Origin of the sequence: Pseudomonas vranovensis DSM 16006, assembly GCF_000425805.1 — a bacterium.
Classification (GTDB): Bacteria; Pseudomonadota; Gammaproteobacteria; order Pseudomonadales; family Pseudomonadaceae; genus Aquipseudomonas; species Aquipseudomonas vranovensis.
This window is the reverse complement of sequence record NZ_AUED01000001.1, coordinates 752,024-769,681: the sequence shown is the minus strand read 5'-3', so window position 1 is coordinate 769,681 and position 17,658 is coordinate 752,024. Positions and strand designations below refer to the sequence as shown.

General features: G+C 63.9%; 13 protein-coding genes. 2 read left to right on the top strand and 11 right to left on the bottom strand.

What is annotated here, in order from left to right; all coding sequences use genetic code 11:
- Positions 1-135: 135 nt before the first annotated feature.
- The 4 genes from H621_RS0103990 to H621_RS26920 all read right to left on the bottom strand — a co-directional run bounded on the left by H621_RS0103990 (position 136) and on the right by H621_RS26920 (position 3,714).
- Positions 136-705: a DUF2889 domain-containing protein gene (locus H621_RS0103990; RefSeq protein ID WP_028942117.1), complete on the bottom strand. Its 570-nt coding sequence runs from the start codon at positions 703-705 to the stop codon at positions 136-138.
- 80 nt (positions 706-785) lie between these two features.
- Complete coding sequence (locus H621_RS0103985; RefSeq protein WP_028942116.1) at positions 786-1,616, bottom strand: SDR family NAD(P)-dependent oxidoreductase; 831 nt, start codon at positions 1,614-1,616, stop codon at positions 786-788.
- Positions 1,617-1,655: 39 nt separating this feature from the next.
- On the bottom strand, positions 1,656-2,843 hold the full coding sequence (locus H621_RS0103980; RefSeq protein ID WP_028942115.1) for a lipid-transfer protein: 1,188 nt from the start codon (positions 2,841-2,843) through the stop codon (positions 1,656-1,658).
- 40 nt (positions 2,844-2,883) lie between these two features.
- Complete coding sequence (locus H621_RS26920; protein ID WP_036989443.1) at positions 2,884-3,714, bottom strand: acyl-CoA dehydrogenase family protein; 831 nt, start codon at positions 3,712-3,714, stop codon at positions 2,884-2,886.
- Between the two features lie 297 nt (positions 3,715-4,011).
- Here H621_RS26920 and H621_RS0103970 point away from each other — a divergent pair, with 297 nt between their 5' ends.
- Entirely contained in the window at positions 4,012-6,693 is a 2,682-nt protein-coding gene (locus tag H621_RS0103970; protein ID WP_028942114.1) for a winged helix-turn-helix domain-containing protein, read from the top strand.
- Positions 6,694-6,736: 43 nt separating this feature from the next.
- Here H621_RS0103970 and H621_RS0103965 read toward each other — a convergent pair whose 3' ends face one another.
- The 7 genes from H621_RS0103965 to H621_RS0103935 all read right to left on the bottom strand — a co-directional run bounded on the left by H621_RS0103965 (position 6,737) and on the right by H621_RS0103935 (position 14,827).
- Positions 6,737-8,065 carry an MFS transporter gene (locus H621_RS0103965; protein ID WP_028942113.1) on the bottom strand — a complete coding sequence of 443 codons (1,329 nt, stop codon included), beginning with the start codon at positions 8,063-8,065 and terminating at the stop codon, positions 6,737-6,739.
- Positions 8,066-8,126: 61 nt separating this feature from the next.
- Entirely contained in the window at positions 8,127-9,074 is a 948-nt protein-coding gene (locus H621_RS0103960; RefSeq protein WP_028942112.1) for an electron transfer flavoprotein subunit alpha/FixB family protein, read from the bottom strand.
- The gene (locus H621_RS0103955; protein WP_028942111.1) at positions 9,074-9,823 is read right to left on the bottom strand and encodes an electron transfer flavoprotein subunit beta/FixA family protein; all 750 of its coding nucleotides are present in this window, start codon (positions 9,821-9,823) and stop codon (positions 9,074-9,076) included. Before H621_RS0103955 ends, H621_RS0103960 begins: the two co-directional genes overlap by 1 nt.
- 27 nt (positions 9,824-9,850) lie before the next feature.
- Positions 9,851-10,993: an acyl-CoA dehydrogenase family protein gene (locus tag H621_RS0103950; protein WP_028942110.1), complete on the bottom strand. Its 1,143-nt coding sequence runs from the start codon at positions 10,991-10,993 to the stop codon at positions 9,851-9,853.
- Between the two features lie 10 nt (positions 10,994-11,003).
- A complete protein-coding gene (locus tag H621_RS0103945) occupies positions 11,004-12,200 on the bottom strand; it encodes an acyl-CoA dehydrogenase family protein (protein ID WP_028942109.1) in 1,197 nt (398 codons plus the stop codon).
- A gap of 82 nt (positions 12,201-12,282) precedes the next feature.
- A complete protein-coding gene (locus H621_RS0103940; RefSeq protein WP_028942108.1) occupies positions 12,283-13,368 on the bottom strand; it encodes a Zn-dependent alcohol dehydrogenase in 1,086 nt (361 codons plus the stop codon).
- Positions 13,369-13,414: 46 nt separating this feature from the next.
- On the bottom strand, positions 13,415-14,827 hold the full coding sequence (locus H621_RS0103935) for a coniferyl aldehyde dehydrogenase (RefSeq protein ID WP_028942107.1): 1,413 nt from the start codon (positions 14,825-14,827) through the stop codon (positions 13,415-13,417).
- 153 nt (positions 14,828-14,980) lie between these two features.
- Here H621_RS0103935 and H621_RS0103930 point away from each other — a divergent pair, with 153 nt between their 5' ends.
- Positions 14,981-17,653 (top strand): winged helix-turn-helix domain-containing protein, encoded by a 2,673-nt coding sequence (locus H621_RS0103930; RefSeq protein ID WP_036989340.1) that lies wholly within the window; start codon positions 14,981-14,983, stop codon positions 17,651-17,653.
- Positions 17,654-17,658: the final 5 nt, after the last annotated feature.

Genomic DNA, 17,658 nt, shown 5'->3' with positions numbered 1-17,658 from the left:
CCATCGAGGCAGGCGCAGGCTTGCCCCGCGAGAGGCCAGCAAGGAGGTGATGGCGACAACCCACATGCTCCGGTAACAGGCCGGAGGCGGTGGATTGCAATGGCAGCATAAAAAGGCTCCGGTAATACAAAAGCGTCAGGCCTTGGGCAGCCCCTGGGGCCACAACAGCCGTACGGCATCGCCGTCTTCGCGGTAGGCATGGCAGGTGCCGATCACCCACGGGCGCACGGCAATCGGTCGTTGCAGGCCATCGACGGTGCGCAGGCTGGCCTGGGCCCGGTAGGTGGAAAACAGGGTCTGCATCGCAGTGGTGGCCATGCGTTCGAGCAGTTCGGTCAGGTGTGTACAGCCGTTGGCACCGCCGATGACTTCTTTCATCTTGCGTTTGAAGCCTGCGGCAATTTTCAGCCCCTGCAGGCCGGCATAGGCGCTGCTGATTTCAGCGCAGAACGGGCTTGCCCCCACTTCGGTGGTGGCCGCGATGTGCTGGATGACCATGTCGGCATCAATGGTCATGACCAGGCGCATGTCATGGATGGTGCCGCCCTCGCCTACCGAGTGAAACGGCAGGTCGGTGGGCGCGTTGGTCAGGTCCTGCAGCCGCCCTTCGATGTCGAACAGGCCGTCGCTGCGCTGGTAGCCTCGACAGATGATTTCACGGGTGTGCAGCAAGGTGCGGGTGAGCGCTGGCGGGGTAGTCGTCATGGACTGCTTCTCTTTGGCCGGGTCGCACAATGGAATGCGCCGGGAACGAGCGTCCGCTCCCGGCGCGGTGACACGAGGGCTCAGAAGCCGCCGCGACCACCACCACAGATGATGGTCTGGCCGGTAACGTAGTCCGACTCGGGAATGCAGAACATGTACACCGAGCCGGCGGCTTCTTCGGCGGTGCCCGGACGACCCAGGGCAATCTCGCGGCTGGCGGCGGCGATGCGGTCCGGGTGAACGCCGACCTTGATGTCGCGGCCTTCGACCTGCACGGTCTTTTCTTCGGTGGTGGGCTGGGTCAGGCGGGTTTCGATAAAGCCGAACGCCACGCAGTTGACGTTGACCTTCATCCGCCCCCACTCCTTGGCCAGGGTCTTGGTCATGCCCATGATGCCGGCCTTGGCCGAGGAGTAGTTGACCTGGCCGGCGTTACCCTGGGTACCCGACACCGAGGAGATGTTGACCACCTTGCGAAACACTTCCTGACCCGCTTCGGCTTCGGCCTTGCTGGCTTCACGAAAGTACGGGTAGGCCGCGCGCAGGATGCGGAACGGCGCCTTGAGGTGGCAGTCGAGGATCGCGTCCCACTGCTCGTCGCCCATTTTCTGGATGACATTGTCCCAGGTAAAACCGGCGTTGTTGACGATGATGTCGATCCGGCCAAAGGCTTCCAATGCGGTTTGCACGATGCGCTCGCCAAAGTCGGGGGCCGAGACGTTGCCGATGCAGGCCACGGCATCGCTGCCCAGGGCGCGGATTTCGGCGATGACTTCTTCGGCCGGGCCCTGATCCAGGTCATTGATGATGACCTTGGCGCCTTTGCTGGCGAATTTGAGTGCCACGCAGCGGCCGATACCGCGGCCGGAACCGGTGACGATGGCAACTTTTCCTGCAAGTGTCTGTTCCATGGAGCTTGTCTCTTGTTTTTGTTGAGAAGGAGTCGGTAATTACTGCTTGCCGTACAGGGTGACCACGCAGGCGCCACCCAGGCCGAGGTTGTGTTGCAGGCCGTGCTGCAAGCCTTCGACCTGGCGGGCGCCGGCGGTGCCGCGCAGTTGGTGGGTCAGTTCGTAGCACTGGGCCAGGCCGGTGGCCCCCAGTGGGTGGCCCTTGCACAGCAGGCCGCCGGACGGGTTGGTGACCACGCGACCGCCGTAGGTGTTGTCGCCGTCGAGGATGAATTTCTCGGCACCGCCCTGGGGGCACAGGCCCAGTGCTTCATAGGTGAGCAGTTCGTTGTGGGCGAAGCAGTCGTGCAGCTCGACCACGCGGATGTCCTGCGGCCCTACGCCGGCTTGCTCGTAGACCGCACCGGCGGCGCGCTCGGCCATGTAGGCACCGACAAAACCGGTCATGGTCTTGGGCTCGAAGGACTCCACCGGGTCGGTCACCAGCGACTGACCGAGGATCGCCACGTCACGGCGCAGGCCGTGCTTGCGGGCAAACGCCGGGGAACAGATGATCGCCGCCGCGGCACCGCAGGTGGGCGGGCAGGCCATCATGCGGGTCATTACCCCTTCCCACATCAGTTGGTCGTTCATCACCTCTTCGGTGCTGACCACTTTCTTGAACAGCGCCAGGGGGTTGTTGGCCGCGTGGCGGCTGGCCTTGGCGCGGATCGCAGCGAAGGTGCTCATCTGCGTGCCATATTTGCGCATGTGTTCGCGTCCGGCGCCGCCGAAGGTGATCAGGTTGCGCGGGATGTCGCCGGCATCACTGCACAGCTCGTCCTGGATCGGCAGGACGTCGCCCCGTGGCAGCGGACGGTCGTCGAAGTTGGAGCGGGTAGGGCCCGGGCGCATCTGCTCGAAGCCGACCGCCAGGGCACACTCGACCTGGCCGCTCTGCACCGCGGCCCGGGCCAGGTACAGGGCACTGGAGCCGGTGGCGCAGGCATTGTTGACGTTGAACACCGGGATGGCTGTCCGGCCTACCCGGTACAGCACGGCCTGGCCGCAGGTGGTATCGCCATAGACGTAGCCGGCAAAGGCCATTTGCACCTGGTTGTAGTCAAGGCCGGCATCGGCCAGCGCCAGGCGCACGGCTTCGGCGCCCATGTCGATGTAGCTGGGGCTGGCGCCAGGTTTGCTGAAGGGGATCATGCCGACCCCGGCTACAAGTACGTTTTCGCTCATGGTGATGTGTCCTGACGGGTGGAAAAAGAGATTGGAGAGATCAGTCCAGGCCATGACCAAGGCTCAAGGCCCTGGTCTTGATGCTGGCAAGGGCCAGGCGCGCATCGCTCGGGTCCCAGCTGCGCTGCGCCTGACCGAGTACGGGCTCCAGCAGTTGCTCCAGCTGGCAGGCCGCGAAAATCGCAGTCAGCAAGTGCCGTTGCCGTAGGGCTTGGTCCAGGCAGGTCTGGCCCCTGCCCGTCTGCCCCAGCAGGTTGGCACTGGGTACACGCACGTCGACAAGACCAATATCCGTGCCACCAGCGCCAAGGCCTGGGCGATCGCGTTCGACGATGATCAGGCTCAAGCCCGCCTCGCTGTCTTCGCCGTCGATCAGGCAGGCCAGCAGCAACAAGTCGAAGTCGCCGCCATTGCCCAGGGCGCAAGCGCTGCCATTGATGTGGTAGTGGTCGTGTTCGCGACGGGCGCGGGTCTGCACTTCGCCATTGGCGCTGTCGGCATCGGCCACTGCCAGGGCGAGGATCAGCTCACCGCTGCAAATGCCCGGCAACCAGCGCTGCTTCTGCTCGTCGGTCGCAAGGCCTGCGATGCAGGGCGCGACAATGTCCGAGTGCAGTGACAAGGCCTGGTCCTGGATACCGGCACGGGCGAACTCTTCGCGGATGATCGCGGCATGGCCGAAGTCGCCGCCACCGCCGTACTGGGCTGGCAGGGTCACGCACAGCAAACCCTGCCGGCCTGCTTTCAACCACAGTTGCCGGTCCAGCGCGCCGCTGCTCTGGTGCGGCAGGTAATCACGCTCCAGAAAACGCCGCACGGCAGTGCGAAACAGCTCGTGATCCTCGCGATAGAGCGTACGCTGTGCATCCATACGAAAACCCTTGGCCCATCACAAGATTGCAAGAACGAAACGGTACAAACCCGTTTCAGCGTGTTGCAGCAATCGTTGCATGGGGGCTGGGTGGGCGAGAGCCACCCTCACCGGGTGGGCCGGTATCCAACGCCCTCCCCGACGAACAATAATCGGGCTCGACCTGGGGTGCAGACGATGGTCCAGTGCCCCACCGCTTATCTGCCACCCGTGGCAGAATGTGGCCCCAGCAGAATAATAATTTGATCGCCTGCGCCGATATCCTCGCGCGGCAGGCGGCACGAGCGGAGGTTTTCAATGCCAGTTCAGCGGGACGAGGTTGCTATCCCCAAAACCACCTCTACCAAGTACGCAAGCCCAAAATCCGCCGACAGCCATTTGCCGCGCCTGCGGCTGCTCGACCAGATGGCCAACACCGACACCACCCGCCTGATCCTGATCCGCGCTGCCGCAGGGTTTGGCAAGACCACCTTGATGCAGCAGTACCGCGAGCTGAGCCTGGCGGCAGGCAAGCAGGTGCTGTGGGTCAACCTGGAACCAGCCGACAACGACCTGCCACGCTTTCTTCGCGTACTGGCCACCGGGCTTGCCCGTTGCCTGCCGACCTGCATCGAGGCCTCCCCCACTCCCGGTGTCGACGAGCTGCTGGAGCAGATTGCCGCCTGCACGCAGTCCTTTACCCTGTTGCTCGATGAAGTCGAGGTGATCCAGAACACCGAAGTCCTGGACTTTCTCCAGCAATTGGTTGAGCAACTGCCCGCAGGCTGCGTGCTGGCCATGGCCTCCCGCGCCTCCCCGGCCATTGGCCTGGGGCGCATTCGTGCCCGTGGCCAGTTGCTGGAAATCAAGCCCGCCGACTTGCGCTTCACCCCTGAAGAGTCCATGGCGTTCATCCGCGACAAACGCCAGATCCCCCTGCGCGACAATGAGCTGGCCACGCTGTACCGCTGCACCGAAGGCTGGATCGCCGGCCTGTACCTGGCCAGCCTGTCGCTCAAGGATCGCGAAGACCATGCCGCGTTCATTGCCTCGTTCTCGGGCTCGAACCTGGAACTGGCCGAATACCTGACCGAAGACATCCTCATGCGCCAGAACGAGGAATGTCGCCTGTTCCTGATGCAAACCAGCATCCTCGACCAATTCTGCGTACCGCTGTGCCAGGCAGTGACCGGCCGCAGCGACAGTGGCGCGATGCTCGAGCACCTGGATCGCACCAACCTGTTCCTGGTCCCGGTCGACAGCCAGCAGCAGTGGTTTCGCTACCACCACTTGTTCGCCAGCTTCCTGCGCCATGCCCTGGAGCGCTTGCACCCGCACATGGCCAAGGGTTTGCACGAAACCGCCGCCCAGTGGTTCTTCGACAACGAGCAACCCATCCCGGCCATCGAGCACCTGTTCAGCGCCGGCTTGCATGACGAAGCGGCCAGGCGCCTGAATCAGCACATGGATACCCTCATCAACAGCGGCCGTACTCGCCTGCTGCTGCGCTGGCTCGACCGAATCGCCCAGGAAACCCGCGACGGCTACCCCTACCTGAGCAAGTCTTACGCCTGGTTGCTGGCCACCACCACGCGCATGAAAGACGCCATGCTGGTCGCCGAACGCCTGGAGCAGGTTTCGGGGCCCGAGTATGCCTACGTGACCCAAGTGCTGCATTGCCTGCAACTGGGGGCCACCGATCACGCCGAAGCCTGTTGCACCCTGGGGCTTGAACTGCTTCGCCAGATGCCCGCCGACGAGGTCAATCTGTATATGGTCCTGGCAAGCTCGGTGGCCCAAAACCTGGTTGCCAATGGTCGCTACGATGAAGCCCGTAGCCTGTTGTCTGCAGCGCTGCAGCGCAATCCATACATCAACGTCAGTTTTCTGCGCCACACATTCAGCGTCAACGAAAGCATCCTGGACCTGATCCAGGGGCGTCTGAGCAACGCCCTGGTGCGCATGCAAGGCACCGTCGATGCGCCACTGGGCAGCAGTCAGCGCAAGTCCCATGAAGCCAAGCTGTCGCTGGATATTTTCTACGGCCTGCTGATGTACGAAGTCGCCGCCTTCGACCAGGCCGAAAAAACCCTGACGCGCTGTCTGTACTTTGCCAAGCAGGTGATCTCGCCGGAGAACCAGATCGTCACGCATGTGCTCACGGCGCGCATTGCCTACAACAAGGGTGACCGCAACACCTGGATGCGTTGCCTGGTGGAGCTGGAGCAGATCGGCCAGCAGGTCGGCTCTCGTCGCCTGCAGTGCTCGGCCTGGCTCGAACGTGCGCGCGTGGCGATTCTTGAGCAACGCCTGGATGTCGCCAGCCAGGCGCTGCACGCCGCCGATCAGAACGGCGACTGGGACCGCCCCGACTTCATCCGTTTTGCCAACGAGGTCGATACCCCCAGCATCGCCCGCCAGCGCCTGCGCATCGTCCAGGGTGAAGGCGCACAGGCGGCCCAGGCCTTGCGTACCGCCATTGAACAAGCGCGGCACTGGCAGCATGTGCGCCGCGAACTGAAGCTGCATATCCTGCTGGCCATGGCCCTGGACAGCCAGCAGCAAACCCAGGAGGCCTTCAACGCGCTCAACGATGCCTTGCGCCTGGCCAGCCATGAAGGCTTCCTCGGGACCTTCATCGAAGAAGGCGAGCGCCTGGCCAACCTGGTGCAACGCTGGGCCGTCGCCGGCAGGTCGCGCTGCAAGGAGCTGGGTATCGAACCCAACTTTGTCGAAGAGTTGCTGCAGTACCTGGGGGCCGAAGCCGGTGAAAGCGAAGCGGCACAAGACGACAATGGCGCCCAGAAGGTCTTGACCGCACGCGAATACCAGATCCTTCAGTTACTGGCTGTGGGCCTCAAGAACCGCGATATCGCCGAAAAAGTGTTCCTCTCCGAGTTCACGGTCAAATCGCACCTGCAAAAAATCTACGCCAAGCTCGATACCAAGGGTCGCACCGAAACCCTGGCCATCGCCCGCGCCAGGGGCTGGATCGCCTGAAGATGCTGTGCGGGGCAGCGCACTGAGCCACCCCGCACAGCACTCAGTGGCCGGAACGTTCCTGCAACTGCCTGGCCGGAATGGCCACCAACAGCAGCACGGCCCCCACTACCAGTACCGCGGCAATGACGTCGAAGGCCAGGTACAAGCTGCCCGTCGCCGACTTGATCGCGCCTACCACAACCTGACTGATGACCCCGGCCATACCGCCAATGCAGCTGATCACGGCAATGCCCACCGCGGCAGCCGAAGGCGTGAGCAACGCCGGGGGAATGGTCCAGAACAGTGACAATGAGGCCAGGGCCGAGGCTGCGCCCACGGTCATCAGTGCCACCGAAAACGCCAGGTGCCCCTGGGCCGGGCCCAACATCGCGAAGCACGCTGCGCTCACCAGTACCGGCACCGCCACATGCCAGCGCCGTTCCAAACGCTTGTCGGAGCTGCGCGCCAGCAGGTACATGCCGATCAATGCCATCAGGTAGGGCAGGCTGGCCAGCGAGCCGATGACTTTCAGATCGTCGACGCCAAAGCCGCGAATCAGGGTCGGCATCCAGTACGACACCGTGTTCGAGCCGCTGTAGAGGCAGAAGAACACCAGGCCGGCGATATACACCCGTGGATTGCGCAACACTTCGCCGAGGGTGGCCTTGGCTGTGTCGGCACCCCTTCCCTGCGCCAGGGCGTTGGTCAGCAATTGCTTCTGCCGGGCAGTGAGCCAGCGCGCATCAGCCGGTTTGTCGACCAGCCAGAACCAGCCGAACACCCCCAGCAGCATCGCCGGAATGCCTTCGACCACGAACAGCACCTGCCAGTCGCGCAATCCCATCCAGCCATGCAGGTGGGTCATGATCCAGCCGGCCAGCGGGCCACTGACAACCCCTGCGATCATCGCTGCCATCAGGAACACGGCGGTGATGCGCGCACGCAGGGCCGGTGGAAACCAGTAGGTGAGGTAGAGGATCACGCCGGGGAAGAACCCGGCCTCGGCCACGCCCAGGAAGAACCGCGCAATGATCAACTGGTTGGCCGTGGTGACGAAGGCCGTGGCCACCGTCACCAGCCCCCACAGCACCATGATCCGGGTCAACGTGGCGCGGGCGCCAATGCGTTGCAGGTACATGTTGCTTGGCACTTCAAACAGGATGTAGCCGAGGTAGAAAATACCCGCGCCGATGCCGTAGGCGGCATCGGTCAGAGCAATGTCTTCGGCCATACGCAGCTTGGCGAACGACACGTTGAGGCGGTCGATGGTGTTCAGGCCGTAGGCCAGGAACAGGTACGGCAGCAAGCGCAGGATGACCTTGCGAAACACCTCGCGGGTTTCCAGGGCCTCTGCATCGCTTGTGACAGGTATCGCAACGGCGTCGTTCATGGTGCTCTCCTGGCCGACTGCAGGGCCCGCCGGGCGGGCCTGCAGAGGGCGCGTTGGCGAATCAGAGTGCCGCTTGCAGTTCAGGCACCGCCTCGAACAGGTCGGCCACCAGGCCGTAGTCGGCGACCTGGAAAATCGGCGCCTCCTCATCCTTGTTGATGGCCACGATGACCTTGGAATCCTTCATCCCGGCCAAGTGCTGGATTGCCCCGGAGATACCCACCGCGATGTACAGCTGCGGGGCGACGATCTTGCCGGTCTGGCCGACCTGCATGTCGTTGGGCACAAAGCCTGCGTCCACCGCCGCGCGCGAGGCCCCCACACCGGCGCCAAGGGTGTCGGCCAGGCTGTACAGGTACTTGAAGTTGTCGCCGTTCTGCATGCCGCGCCCCCCGGAGACGACGATCTTGGCCGCGGTGAGTTCGGGGCGGTCGGACTTGGCCAGTTGTTCACTGATGAAACGGGAGATGCCGGGGTTGTGGGCGCTTGTCAGGGGCTCGACGGCCGCTGTATCGCCGCGCAAGCCTGCGCTTGCGGGAGTGAAGGCGGTGGTGCGGACGGTGATGACCTTGACCGCCGCAGTCGACTGCACGGTGGCGATGGCGTTGCCGGCGTAGATCGGCCGCTTGAAGGTGTCGGGCGACTCCACCGCGATGATCTCGGAGAGCTGGTCGACATCCAGCACCGCCGCCACCCGTGGCAGGATGTTCTTGCCGTTGGCGGTGGCCGGGGCCAGGACGTGGGTGTAGATCACCGACTGGTCGATCACCAGCGTGGTGATCAGCGGGGCGATGTTTTCCGGCAGTTGATGGGCGTAGGCGGCATCGTCGGCCACCAGCACTTTACTCACGCCCTCGACGGTTGCGGCCGCCTCGGCGACAGCACCTACGCCCTGGCCTGCCACCAACACGTGAATGTCGCCACCGATGTGCGTGGCCGCGACCACGGTGTTCAGGGTTGCCGAGGCGAGTGCGCCGCCTTCGTGTTCCGCAATAACCAGGATTGCCATCAGATCACCTTCGCCTCGTTCTTGAGTTTCTCGACCAGTTCGGCCACCGACTTCACCTTGATGCCAGCGCTGCGGCTGGCCGGTGCCTCGACCTTGAGCACCGTGATGCTGGACGCGGTGCTGACACCCAGCGCCTCGGCGGTGGTGCTCTCGAGCGGCTTTTTCTTGGCCTTCATGATGTTGGGCAGCGAGGCATAGCGCGGCTCGTTCAGGCGCAGGTCGGTGGTCACCACCGCCGGCAGGTTCAGCGCCACGGTCTGCAGGCCGCCGTCGATTTCACGGGTGACCAGCAGTTGCCCGCCCTCGACGCCGACCTTGGAGGCGAAGGTGCCCTGGGCGTAGCCGCCCAGCGCCGCGAGCATTTGCCCGGTCTGGTTGTTGTCGCTGTCGATGGCCTGTTTGCCGAGGATCAGCAGTTGCGGCTGCTCTCTTTCGGCCACCGCCTTGAGCAGCTTGGCCACGGCCAGGGCACTGAGCTCATCGGCGGTTTCGACCAGCACCGCACGGTCGGCACCCAGGGCCAGGGCGGTACGCAGCTGCTCCTGGGCAGTTGCCGGGCCGACGCTGACCACGACCACTTCGCTGGCAATACCCTGCTCTTTGAGACGCACGGCCTCTTCCACGGCGATTTCGCAGAAAGGGTTCATGGCCATTTTCACGTTGGCCAGGTCAACGCCACTGTGGTCCGCCTTGACGCGCACCTTGACGTTGAAATCGACCACGCGCTTGACCGCTACGAGGACTTTCATCGGTTGACTCCAGTAATGGGGGGCGGATTACACGACGGCCATCAGTTCGCTGTAGGCCTGCAGGTGATGATCGTCATCACCCAGTTGCCGGGCGATCATCAACAGGTGCTTGGCGTGATGCGACAGCACATATTCCCAGGTCAGGCCGATGCCCCCGTGCAGCTGGATGCCCTGGTCGGCGATGTAGCGCGCCGCCCGGCAGACAATGAACTTGGCGGCGGCGAGGACGCGGCTGCGCTCGTCGCTGTCGGGGGCATCGGCCAGGCAGGCGGCGAGAATGGCCATGGAGGTCGCCTGGTCGAGTTCGATGTGCATATCGACCATGCGGTGCTGCAACACCTGGAACTTGCCGATCGGCTGGCCGAACTGCTTGCGTGTCTTGAGGTAGTCCAAGGTCAGGTCGCAGGCGGCGTTCATGCTGCCCACCGCCTCGGCACACTGCGCGGCAATGGTTCGCCCCTGCTGGTAGCGCAGGGCCGGCAGCGCGGCGCCCGGCTCACCGAGCAAGGCGCCGGCGCTGACGTACACCTGCTCAAGCAGCACATCACAGGCTTTGCGCCCATCCAGGGTTGCGTACTCGCGCAGCGACACACCCGGGCTTTTCGGATCGACCAGGAACAGGCTGATGCCGGTTTTATCGCGGCTTTCGCCGCGGGTGCGGGCCGACACCAGCAGCAGGTTGGCGCTATGCCCCCCCACCACCACAGCCTTGCGTCCATCCAGGGTCCAGCCGCCCGGCACCGCTTCGGCGCGGGTCTGAACATCGTGCAGTTGATAGTGGCTCTGCGGCTCTTCAAGGGCCACGGCCAGTTGCAGCGAGGCCGCGGCAACCTGGGGCAGCAACTCGCTCTTTTGGGCCTGGCTGCCCAGTTGATCGACCAGGCCACCGCCGAACACCACCGAATACAGGAACGGCTCCAGGCACAGGCCGCGGCCCAGCTCCTGGGCGACCAGCATCACGTCCACGCCGTTGCCGCCAAAGCCACCGTAGGCGGGATCAAAGGGCACGGAGGTCAGGCCCAGTTCACCCAATTGCTGCCAGAAGGCGTAGCTGAACCCCCGCGCGCTCTGGCGGTGTTCTTCGCGCTGCTCGAAGCCGTAGGTCTCGCGTACCAGGCGTGCAGCGGTGTCTTGCAGCATCTGCTGCTCTTCAGTCAATTTGAAGTCCATGGCCTGCCCCTTAGAGTTCGAGAATCATCTTGGCGATGATGTTCTTCTGGATTTCATTGGAACCGCCGTAGACCGAAGCCTTGCGCATTTCCAGGTACTGGCAGGTGGCGGTGGCGCTGTAGTCGTTGTGCAGTTGATCCCCGGCATGCCCATAACCGAGCTCGCTTTCAAGAAACGGCACCGCGTAGGCACCCACCACTTTCGACTGCAGGTAGGTAATGGCCTGGCGGATTTCGGTACCCTTGATCTTCAGGATCGAGCTTTCCGCCCCCGGCACACCGCCATCGCGGGCTGCTGCCAGAATGCGCAGGTTGCTCATGTCCACGGCCATCAACTGCATCTCGACTTCGGCGATCTGGGCGCGGAACGACGCGTCGTCGATCAAGGGCGCTCCGTTGCGCAGTTCGAGGCTCGCCGCCTGCTTGAGGCGCTGGAGCATGGCCTTGGCATTGCCGATCCCGGCGATGGTGGTGCGTTCATGGGTCAGCAGGTACTTGGCGCAGGTCCAGCCTTCGTGCTCGCGGCCCACCAGATTGCCAACCGGCACCCGCACGTTATCCAGGAACACTTCGTTGACATGGTGACCACCATCGAGGGTGATGATCGGCCGCACGGTAATGCCCGGGGTTTTCATGTCGATCAACAGGAACGAAATACCGCGTTGGGCCTGGGCCTGGGCATCGGTGCGCACCAGACAGAACATCCAGTCGGCCTGGTGGGCGGTGGAGGTCCAGGTTTTCTGGCCGCTGACCACGTACTCGTCACCTTCGCGCACGGCACGGGTCTTCAGGCTGGCCAGGTCGGAGCCGGCACCGGGCTCGGAGTAGCCCTGGCACCACCAGTCTTCGCAGTTGAGGATGCGTGGCAGGTAATGGGCCTTTTGCTCGGGCGTACCGAACTTGATGATCACCGGACCGACCATGTTGACGCCGAACGGAATAATTCGCGGCGCACCGGCACGTGCGTACTCTTCGTCGAAAATGTGCTTTTGCACGGTGCTCCAACCGGTGCCACCGTGCTCGACCGGCCAACTCGCTGCCAGCCAGCCCTGTTTGTTCAGGGTGCGCATCCAGGCGACGCTGTCGGCCTTGGACACGCTTTTGCCGTGGCGGACCCGCTCGGCGAGGTCTTTGGCCAGGTTACGCTCCAGAAACGCGCGCACCTCGTCGCGAAACGCGAGTTCGTCGCGAGTGAAATGGATATCCATTTGATACCTCGGTAAGGTTTTTCGCCCGGTACAGGCAAGGGGGGGCCGCCGCAGGCCGGGGCGCCGCGGCGGTTTCAGGCTGTTATTGATCGAAGACGATGACCGAGCGGGCCAGCTCGCCGCGACGCAGTTCGTCGAAGGCTTCGTTGATCTGCTCAAGTTTGATGCGCTGGGAGATCATCTCGTCGAGCTTCAGGCGGCCTTGCATGTAGAAGTCTGTCAGGCGCGGCAGGTCGACCGGGAAACGGTTCGAGCCCATGAACGAGCCCTGGATACGGCGCTCGTGCAGCAGCATCAGCGGGTCGATGTCCAGCTTCAGGCCCGGCTTGATCATGCCGATGATGGTCGCGCAGCCGCCTCGGGCGAGCATGGTGAAGGCCTGTTCTGCCGTCTGTTTGAGGCCGATGCACTCGAACGAGTGGTGTACACCGCCACGGGTCAGCTCTTGTACCTGCTGCACCGGGTCGCCGTTTTTCGGATTGATCACATCGGTGGCGCCAAACTGCTTGGCCAGTTCCAGCTTCGAGTCCTGCATGTCGATGGCAATGATGCGCCCCGCGCCTGCCAGTGCCGCACCATTGATGGTGGCAAGGCCGATACCGCCGCAGCCGATCACAGCCACCGTCTCGCCCGGGCGAACCTTGGCCGTGTTGAACACCGCACCGGTGCCGGTGGTGACCGCACAGCCCAGCAGCGCCGCACGGTCCAGCGGCATGTCGCGGCGGATGGCGACCAGCGCGTGCTCATGCACCAGCATCTGCTCGGCGTAGGCCGACAGGTTGATGAACTGGGTCATCGGCTTCTGTACGTAGGTCAGGCGGGGCTCTTCATCCTTGCCGCGCTTGGTGTCGGGCGACACGCACAACGACAAGTGGCCGGTGACGCAGTGTGCGCAATGGCCGCAATAGGCCGACAGGCAGGTGACGACGTGGTCGCCCGGCTTGACTGTGCGCACCAGCTCGCCCACCTGCTCGACAATGCCGGAGGCTTCGTGCCCCAGCACCACGGGTGCCGGGTGCGGGTACAGGCCGTCGACAAAGTGCAGGTCCGAATGGCAGACCCCGACAGCGACGGTGCGCACCAGCACTTCGTGCGGGCCGGGCTTGCTGATGCCCACTTCCTCGATGGTCAACGGGGAACCTGGGGTATGGAATACGGCAGCTTTCATATTGTTGTTCTCTTTATTGAGTGAGCCGGACAGGTGTGGTGGCGGTTCAGCGCTTGATCAGCGAGCCCACCAGCTGGCGTACCTGGTCGCTGTAGGGCGGGCGCATCAGGTCGGGGCCATCGGCTGCGCGCAGCACCGACCGGGCGTGGCTGAAGGTGCGGAAACCATCGAAGCCGTGATAGGCGCCCATGCCGCTGGCACCGACACCGCCGAACGGCAGGGTCTCGACGCCGGCGTGGCGCAGCACATCGTTCACGCACACGCCGCCGGAGGTGGTGCGGTTGAGCACGAAGGCTTCCTCTTCGGCATGGTTGCCGAAGTAGTACAGGCCCAGCGGGCGCGGATGGCTGTTGATGTAGGCAACCACGGCCTGGATGTCGCTGTAGGGCTTGACCGGCAGCAGCGGGCCGAAAATTTCGTCCTGCATGACCTTGAGGCTGTCATCGGGGTTGAGCAGCAAGGTCGGGGCCATCTTGTGGTGGGGCTGGCCGGTGAAGTCTTCATTGGCCGGGTTCAGCTCGACGGTGTGTACACCGGCGTCGCGCGCTTCAGTCAGGTAGCCTTGCAGGCGCTCGAAGTGACGGCTGTTGATCACCGAGGTGTAGTCGGGGTTGTCTTTGAGGGTCGGGTACAACTTGGCCACCGTCGCCTTGGCCAGGCTGACGAATTCGGCCATGTGCTCTTCGGGCACGAACACGTAGTCCGGGGCCAGGCAGATCTGACCGGCGTTGTGCAGCTTGCCGGTGATGATCTTGCTCACCGCCGCTGGCAGGTCGGCAGAGCGCGAAATGATGGTCGGCGACTTGCCACCCAGTTCCAGGGTCACTGGTACCAGGTTCTCGGCGGCGGCGCGCATGACGTGCTTGCCAATACTGGTGGCGCCGGTGAACAGCAGGTGGTCGAACGGCAGCGCACAGAAGGCCTGGCCAACCTCGGCCCCGCCGGTAACGATGGCGACTTCGTCTTCGGCAAACACCGTCGGGAAGATGCGGGCGATCAGCGCGCTGGTGCTCGGGTTGAACTCCGACAGTTTGATCATCACCCGGTTACCGGCCGCCAGGGCACCGGCCAGGCCGTTGAAAATCAGGTTGCCGGGGAAGTTCCAGGCAGTGAGGATGCCCACCACGCCCAGCGGCTGGTAGCGCACCCAGGCTTCGCCGCGGTCGGTATGGCGGGGTTCGTCGCGCATCCACGTGGCGACCTGGCTCTTGGTGTACTTCATCGACGCCAACGGACTGAGCACGTCGAACAGGCGCGAGAAGTCCGCACTGCGATGACCGAAGTCAGCGGCCAGGGCCGTGACGATATCGTCCTGATAATCCACCAGCAGGCCGATGGCACGATCGATCAGCTCGCAGCGCTGTTCGGCTGTCCAGGGCTCATTGGCCAGCCACGCGGCACGTTGCTTCTCCAGCACGACGTGAACATCGGCACCCCGCAGGTTTTCATTGGCACTCATGTGGTTGGGTCTTCCTTTCAAAGGGCTGTTCGGGAGCTGCCAATCCGCCAGCAGGCCGGTACACTCAGGGCGCGTGCCACGATTGGAGCGGTATTCCAGTGAGCCGATACTAAGAAGGACGGGACCACCCGACGACAACCAAAGGTAGGATGCATGGAAGGTTTCTTGCGTAGTTCCAACGGACCAGAGCAGGGAGTAGTCCCTCCTGTACGCCCAGGCAAATTCCTGGTGCCGGCTACCCTGCCCGGGTTGCTGGACCGTAGTGCCCTGCTACCCCTCGGCGAACAACACCCCGGGCTGCGTCTGCTGCTGATCAGCGCCTGTGCCGGTGCTGGCAAGACCACCCTGCTGGCGCACTACCAGGCGCACTGCCTGGAACAGGGCCGGCGGGTGCTGTGGTGCAACCTGGACCCCGCCGACAACGATCCCCGGCACCTGGCTGCCACATTGTTCAGCGGGCTCAGTGAGCGGGGCATCATCAGCGCCGACGTACCCGCCCTCGGGCAACTGCCGCAATGGCTGCTCGAACAACTTGCCGGTTGCCCCGAAGCCTTCGCCATTCTGTTCGACGAATTCGACGTCATCACCCACCCCGACGCGCTGGCGTTCATACAACAGCTGCTCAAGGTACTGCCCACCCACGCCACCCTCGGCCTGGCGAGCCGCACCCTGCCGGAGCTCAATCTCGGGCGCTTGCGCGCCCTGGGGCAACTGCATGAAGTGAGCAGCGAAGACCTGCGCCTGAGCCTCGAGGAAACCAGCCACTACCTGCGTCAGTGCCACCAGCTGGCGCTCGCCCAGGACGACATCGCCCGCCTCTACCAACGTACCGAAGGCTGGCTGACCGGGCTCTATCTGGCCACCTTGTCGCTCAAGCGCCATGAGGATCCGTCGGCGTTCATCAACGCCTTCAGCGGGGCCACGCCGGCGCTGAGCGAGTATCTGGGCGAAGATGTCCTGGCCAGGCTTGATGAGCCGAGCCAGCGGTTTGTGCTGCAGACCTGCGTGCTGGCGCAGTTCTGCCCTGCCCTGTGCGACGCGGTCACCGGGCGTACGGACAGCGCGGCCATGATCCAGGCCCTGGAACAGGACAATCTGTTCATCACCGCCACCGATGAACAACACCTGCAGTTCCGCTACCACGGCCTGTTTGCCGATTTCCTTCGCCACACCCTGGCGCGGCGCCACCCGGACTGGGTCGCGCAGCTGAACCGCGCAGCAGCCCAGTGGTACACCGCCGCAGACCATAGCGAAGAAGCGCTGGAGCATCTGTTTGCCGCCAATGCCATCGACGAAGCGGCCAGCCAGTTGGTATCCCAGGTCGATCACCTGGTCGAGAACGGTCATGCCAGCCTGATGATGCGCTGGCTGTCACGGATTCCCGAGTCAGTGCGGGAACAGCATCCAGGCCTGGGTGTGGCCTATGCCTGGGCGCTGATCCACGCCCGGCGCTACAAAGAAGCGTTGCAAGTAATGGAAAGCCCGACGCTGGCTGATCAACAGCACCACATCCGCTGCCTGCTGCTGGTGATCAACGACCGAGTGACAGAAGCCCGGCAAAGCGCCGAGCAATTGCTGCCGCGCCTGCCTTGCGACTCAAAATCGCCTTATCGGGTGACGGCCTATGTGCTGGCCAGCACCCTGTACTACAGCGGCCGCTACGACGAAGCCCGGCAACTGCTGGGCAGCGACCGCTTGCGCGAGGCGCAGAGCGAGTCCCCTTACCTGCGCGATGTGACCGACAGCCTGGAGGCCCTGCTCGATATCACCCAGGGCCAACTGGACAGCGGCATGAGTCGCTTGCTCGCCGCAAACCGGCGTAGCCGCGAAACCCTGGCCGGTACGCCGCCGGTGGGCTTCCCGGTGCTGCAGACCGCGCTGTGCCTGGTGATGTATGAAACCGATGCCCTGGAGCAAGCGCACCACCGCCTCAACGAGTTGCTGCCTTACGCCCGCGAGCACGCAGCCCCCGACTCGTTGATCACCACTCACGTGCTGCTGGCCCGCATCACCTACCTCAACGGCGACCGCCAGGGCTGGATGCGCTATCTGGCCGAGCTGGACCAGCTCGGCCGGGTTTCGGGGTCCTCTCGCATCCTGTGCTCCAGTTGGCTTGAGCGCGCACGGGTGGCCACCCTGGAAAACCGCCTGGACACCGCCGACCACGCCATGCGCTCGGCCGAGCAGCACAGTGACTGGGACCAACCCGGCATTCTGATCACTGCCAACGATGTCGACACCCCTTACATCGCCCGCCAGCGCTTGAATATCGCCCAGGGCACAGTCGACCCGGCTGACCTGCTGCAGGCCATGAACCAGGCCCTGACACGTCATCAACACCGCCGTGCCTTGAAGCTGCGCTTGCTGCTGGCCATGGCCCTCGAGGCCTGCAAGCAGCCCAAGCAAGCGCTGGAACAATTGACCCAGGCCCTGGGCATCGCCAGCCCGGTAGGGTTCATTCGTACCTTCCTGGATGAAGGGGCGCCGCTTGCCGCGTTGCTGGAGCGTTGGTCGGTGACCTTTCACGGCCAGGAGAGCGCCCTGGGGATCGAACCGCGCTTCGTCGCCCATTTGCTGCAGCGCTGCCACACCGGCCCGGCGCAGGAGGCCAAGGCCCAGGAATCCTCACCCAACGCACTGTCCAACCGCGAACTGCAGGTGCTGCGGCTGCTGGCCCTGGGTTATCGCAACCGCGAAATTGCCGAGAAGATGTTTTTGTCCGAGCTGACGGTCAAATCGCATTTGCGCAAGATCAACACCAAGCTGGGCGCCGGTGGTCGCACCGAGGCGGTATCGATTGCCAGGATCCAGGGCTTGCTCGACTGACGCGC

What these genes read in the sequence shown, in the direction of transcription:
- H621_RS0103930 (WP_036989340.1), top strand. Translation starts at nt 14,981, where the DNA reads ATGGAAGGTTTCTTGCGTAGTTCCAACGGACCAGAGCAGGGAGTAGTC.
- H621_RS26920 (WP_036989443.1), bottom strand. Translation starts at nt 3,714, where the DNA reads ATGGATGCACAGCGTACGCTCTATCGCGAGGATCACGAGCTGTTTCGC.
- H621_RS0103960 (WP_028942112.1), bottom strand. Translation starts at nt 9,074, where the DNA reads ATGGCAATCCTGGTTATTGCGGAACACGAAGGCGGCGCACTCGCCTCG.
- H621_RS0103980 (WP_028942115.1), bottom strand. Translation starts at nt 2,843, where the DNA reads ATGAGCGAAAACGTACTTGTAGCCGGGGTCGGCATGATCCCCTTCAGC.
- H621_RS0103965 (WP_028942113.1), bottom strand. Translation starts at nt 8,065, where the DNA reads ATGAACGACGCCGTTGCGATACCTGTCACAAGCGATGCAGAGGCCCTG.
- H621_RS0103950 (WP_028942110.1), bottom strand. Translation starts at nt 10,993, where the DNA reads ATGGACTTCAAATTGACTGAAGAGCAGCAGATGCTGCAAGACACCGCT.
- H621_RS0103990 (WP_028942117.1), bottom strand. Translation starts at nt 705, where the DNA reads ATGACGACTACCCCGCCAGCGCTCACCCGCACCTTGCTGCACACCCGT.
- H621_RS0103940 (WP_028942108.1), bottom strand. Translation starts at nt 13,368, where the DNA reads ATGAAAGCTGCCGTATTCCATACCCCAGGTTCCCCGTTGACCATCGAG.
- H621_RS0103970 (WP_028942114.1), top strand. Translation starts at nt 4,012, where the DNA reads ATGCCAGTTCAGCGGGACGAGGTTGCTATCCCCAAAACCACCTCTACC.
- H621_RS0103935 (WP_028942107.1), bottom strand. Translation starts at nt 14,827, where the DNA reads ATGAGTGCCAATGAAAACCTGCGGGGTGCCGATGTTCACGTCGTGCTG.
- H621_RS0103985 (WP_028942116.1), bottom strand. Translation starts at nt 1,616, where the DNA reads ATGGAACAGACACTTGCAGGAAAAGTTGCCATCGTCACCGGTTCCGGC.
- H621_RS0103955 (WP_028942111.1), bottom strand. Translation starts at nt 9,823, where the DNA reads ATGAAAGTCCTCGTAGCGGTCAAGCGCGTGGTCGATTTCAACGTCAAG.
- H621_RS0103945 (WP_028942109.1), bottom strand. Translation starts at nt 12,200, where the DNA reads ATGGATATCCATTTCACTCGCGACGAACTCGCGTTTCGCGACGAGGTG.